This is a genomic window from Alicyclobacillus acidiphilus NBRC 100859 (assembly GCF_001544355.1).
Taxonomy (GTDB): Bacteria; Bacillota; Bacilli; order Alicyclobacillales; family Alicyclobacillaceae; genus Alicyclobacillus; species Alicyclobacillus acidiphilus.
This window is the reverse complement of the sequence record NZ_BCQI01000114.1, coordinates 1-4477: the sequence shown is the minus strand read 5'-3', so window position 1 is coordinate 4477 and position 4477 is coordinate 1. Positions and strand designations below refer to the sequence as shown.

The following is a 4477-nucleotide window of genomic DNA, read 5'->3' as shown; positions in this document are numbered from 1 at the left end:
AGCCTCCATCACTGCTTGGGTGAGGACTCTCAACCCCTCCTTCAGGAAATCCACATCCCCATCATCCAATCCGATCTTGCGAATTAACTCCAAAAGTGCGATCTTGTCTGTAGAAGCCATCGATGTGCCTCCTCTACTATTTGCTCGTCACTTTTAGTAGATTGCACTCGATGGCTTTTTCGTCAAGATCCAGCCGTGTAATTTACACCACTACTTGAGACTCTAACATAGCGACCACCACACACACTTGCTCTTTGTTTGTCGTCAAGTAAAAATACCTGCTTTCATCATCGATATTATGTCTACACCATTTCCAGAAGGGGCAGGGCACTTTATACGGAGAGGCGGGCGGCCTGGTTGGCTGCCAAAACCCTTGTGGTGGCGGCACTTTGGCTAATCCGTACCCGTAGAGGCTCCGTGTCAAGTGCCCGGTCAATTACCAGTTGATGACGATTTTTCGGGGTAAGTCACCATGACGAAAGTGGGAATTTTAGGGCGATTAAAAACAGGTAAATTACAATGTGCAGCGTCGCTCGGAGTCACATATGATTAAGCCTGTGTGGCAATGAAATGCTTCACACCCTGTCTCCAAATCAATCCGCAGACCACCAGTAGGCCGGCAAGCCAGCATAATCCGAAAGCGGCGTTGTCAATCACCTGTATCGTAGTGTACTGGCCAAGCATCGTTTGGAGTGGAACAAACACGAAGTATTTGAATGGGAGCCATTCGAAAATGACACCCAATGCATTCGGCAGTAGTGTAAGTGGAATCAACGCACCGGTAAACAAATCTTGTAAAACCATATACAAACGTGCTACACCACGAACTTGTTCAAGAACAAAGGCACTCATGCCAATCATGACCCATAGCACTAATTGGATGAGTGACCCGATGAAGAGTGACACGAAAAAGCCGACCACTCGCTCAATTGAAAAGTTTCTCATGAAAATCTCTGCAAACACCACAAATGCAATGCCGACTGTCCCTAGATACCACAATACAGAAGCTGCCCAGTCTGCAAAACGCACAGACCAATAAGGAATCCCCCTCGCCATGTAGCGAATCAGGTCCCCATTCAAGATCTCAGTGCTCACGGTTGCTGTCGCCACCCTAGTGTAGGGATACATGAGAGTGATCACAAACACGCCGACATAATATGACGCATAGTATTTGAATCCTTGATCACCTGAAGAAGTGTGGGAGACGATAACCCACAGTAATAGCGGAAGGAAGATGCGTACGGGAAATCCAACGAATTTCATGAAAATATTCATACCATAAGCATTTCTCTGCTGCCGGAGGATTTTGTAGTAGCCAGTCGTAGCAAGTCGTCCACGCCTGAAGTAGTCAACCACCATATCCTTCATATCGACGACGCCCCCCTTTCCACACTGAATACACAAGAACAGGCCAGAATACCAAGGTGAAGATTCCGCCATAAATACTTATCCACGAGATGTGCATCCCTGTCGCCAATTGAGATGGAACGGTAGCGTTGAACATAAATGGTAGTGCGATGCTGAACACTGCCTGCCACCCGTAACCCAGCAATGTTAGCGGATATTTGTTCATTTGCAGAAAGGAATCAACGATTTCGTCTATTGCGCTAATGTTTCCGAACCAAAACGCAAGCCCGCTTGCCGTCAGCTCCAATAGCGCAGTGATGAACACTGCTGCTAAAACGATTAAAATACCGCCGGCCAGTCCGGCAACCGTCCAGGCTGATGACGACTTCAAAAACAAAAATGCAATGGTTGGAAGCGGGGCTGCCAGATACTCGAGATGAAAATTGTTCACGATAAACAATATTGCTGGATGCACGGGTCGGGTGAAATACGTATCAATTTGTCCTGAAAACACGAATCTCCATAGCTTTCCGGTAACAGGGAAAATACCGTTCTTCAAAGCAATAAAGAGCTCGACGTACCCGATAAATAGGTACATCTGTGGCTTTGTCCAATGGATAGACGACGGAAACGAAGCGTAGATCGCTTGCCAGAATAGCAATGTCACAGTGACGAACGCAACGTTTCCTAAGATTTCGAAGAGAAATGATAGGGAATACAGGCGAATCCGCAGGATATTAAGAAGTATGCCTTGCCTGACCAACTGAATCATATGGATTGGCATAGAGTTCTTCCACCATCCTCTCTACGGATATCGCAGCTACTTCCAAGTCGAGCACATCATGTTGTGAGCTGAGCTGATCAAGGAACTTTTTGGTACTCGTGATTGACGTATTTACGTCGAAAACATAACGATTACCTTCGGCCTTTATCGTGGTTACCCCTGGCATCGTCATGACACTTGGCAGACTTGCTGAAAATTGTACTTTGATCTCTTTGCGATTGGCATATCCCATAAACAGGTCTGTCATCACACCGTTGTACCGGATATGACCTGAGTCCAGAACCAGCACCTGTTCAGCCCCTTCAAGCGATTGCAGGAACTGGTGTGTGGTCATCACTATCGTTGCTTTATAGGATTGTTGATAGGTATTCAAGAACTCAAAGAGACCTTGCTGCGCAATTGGATCCAACCCTACAAAAGGTTCGTCAAGAATCAAAAGCTGAGGTTTGTGAAGAATTACGGAAAGCAACTCGCAACGCATCCGCTCCCCAAAAGACATCCGTCGCACATGCTTTTCTAGCAGTCTATTCGTGGAGAGAAATTGGTCGGCAAAGTTCACCATCTCCGTAAACTGCTCTTCGCAAACCCCATATACCTTTTGATACAAGCGTAGAGAATCGACTACTCGTAGATCCGGGAAGAGCATGGACTTTTGTCCAAACAAAATCCCCATACGCCGAGTGACCTGAATCCTGTTTTTCCAAGGGTTCAGCCCGAAAACCTTTACAGTTCCCGATGTGGGGTTCAAGATTCCGGAGAGACATTTCAAAAGAGTAGATTTTCCACTACCATTTTTGCCGAGAATGATGAACCATCCATTAGCGGTGACTTCCAACGAAACGTTGTTGAGAAGGATTTTCTTTTCAGGGCGCTTGAATATGGATAGGCCTCTTTGGCGAGCAACCCGAGTCAGTTCGTCTACGACAATAAGGGACTCCATCGTTCGTCCACCTTCACTTGATCTTTTGGATAATCCGCCACATGGCTTGGTTGTACGGAGAATCTAAGCACGTCGGACACGAATCTGTCAAATTCTGCACATCTTGTAATCGCTCCTTACGGCGTTCACCATGCTAAGCGTGTTTCCGAGATTTCACTCTGGGCGAGAAGAGGTGTGGCAGCAAGGATAGAGGTCTCCATTTGCCTCAATGACCGCATTCAAGGAAAACAATGGCCAGTCTCCGGTTCTCTCTACCTCCGAATTTCGGGACTTGGGCTTTTCAACGTCAAGTTTGAGTGTCGTAGATTCAGATTTCCTTTGGATGATCTCGCAAATCTTGTTGTAGACAGCGACTTTCCGGTCATGGGTCCAGAAGTGGTTCGTCTTGAATTCAAGTTCGTCGACCCCAAGCGATGTTGCGGTATCGATAAAAGTTTCAACTTCTGGGAACGACTCGTCAATCACGATCGTATTGAACCCCGTTCTGTCAAGACAGATGTGCATAATTTTTTGAGATAACGCCATTCTATTCTGATAATTATCAGGTCTACGCTGCCTCTTTGGATTCCTTCCATTTTCTGAATTCCTGCGGTGTACGATAGCCCAACGCTGAGTGCGGGCGCTCTTTGTTGTAGAACTCAATATACGTTTTGATTGCGATCTTGGCTTCCGCGAAGTTGTCGTATTCCTGCATCCAAACTTCTTCCTCCTTCAACGAACGGAAGAAACGTTCGATATAGCCATCTGCGTCCGGATTGTGATAACCTATCCGTTCATGTTTCACCTGGCAGTCCTTCATGGCTTGTACGAATCGTCGACTTGTCATTTGGCATCCGTTGTCCGTTCTGAGCGTCAAGTTTGCGCCTTGCACCCCGCTCGGGGATCGGTAGTTGAATGTGTTATCCACAGCCTGCAGCAATTCCTCTGTCCGGCAATAGCGCGAAAACGAATACCCCACAATTTCACGGTCGTACGCATCGATGACCGCGAATAGATATCCCCACCCATCCTTACCACACCAAATCTTTGTCATATCGCACTGGAAGTGTTCGTTTGACTGACTCACCGGAATCTTTCCAGACCGCTTCTTTCGGGAAGCTTCTCGCTGTGGGGATTTCACCAACAATCCCATTTCTCGCATGAGCCGGTGTACTCGTTTGTGGTTTACCTGCATGCTGTATTGACGACGCAACATGACCTTGATTCTACGGTATCCATATCGTGGGAATCTCTCGCATAGATGGCGAATCCGCTGTTTCAATAGGGCGTCTTTCTCGATAACCGCTTTGTTCGCCTTCTTCACAGGCTCCTTTAACAAGCTATAACAATAAGTTCGATTCAGCTCCAATGCTTTCGCAATCACTGGGACCCGAAACCCTTCCTTGACGAGCTGAGCAACCAAGAAA

Annotated in this window: 4 protein-coding genes; all 4 read right to left on the bottom strand. The window is 47.0% G+C overall.

Translation table 11 applies throughout. From position 1 onward, the window contains the following. Nucleotides 1-549: 549 nt before the first annotated feature. Nucleotides 550-1368: a hypothetical protein gene (locus AAC01S_RS18095; protein WP_067625803.1), complete on the bottom strand. Its 819-nt coding sequence runs from the start codon at nt 1366-1368 to the stop codon at nt 550-552. Then, the gene (locus tag AAC01S_RS18090) at nt 1349-2131 is read right to left on the bottom strand and encodes an ABC-2 family transporter protein (RefSeq protein ID WP_067625800.1); all 783 of its coding nucleotides are present in this window, start codon (nt 2129-2131) and stop codon (nt 1349-1351) included. The genes AAC01S_RS18095 and AAC01S_RS18090 overlap by 20 nt, the downstream gene beginning before the upstream one ends. Continuing rightward, nucleotides 2085-3071 carry an ATP-binding cassette domain-containing protein gene (locus AAC01S_RS18085; RefSeq protein WP_067625797.1) on the bottom strand — a complete coding sequence of 329 codons (987 nt, stop codon included), beginning with the start codon at nt 3069-3071 and terminating at the stop codon, nt 2085-2087. Before AAC01S_RS18085 ends, AAC01S_RS18090 begins: the two co-directional genes overlap by 47 nt. A gap of 547 nt (nt 3072-3618) precedes the next feature. Then, nucleotides 3619-4477, bottom strand: an 859-nt coding sequence (locus AAC01S_RS18075) for an IS3 family transposase (RefSeq protein WP_157071285.1), incomplete at its 5' end; no start/stop codon positions are given.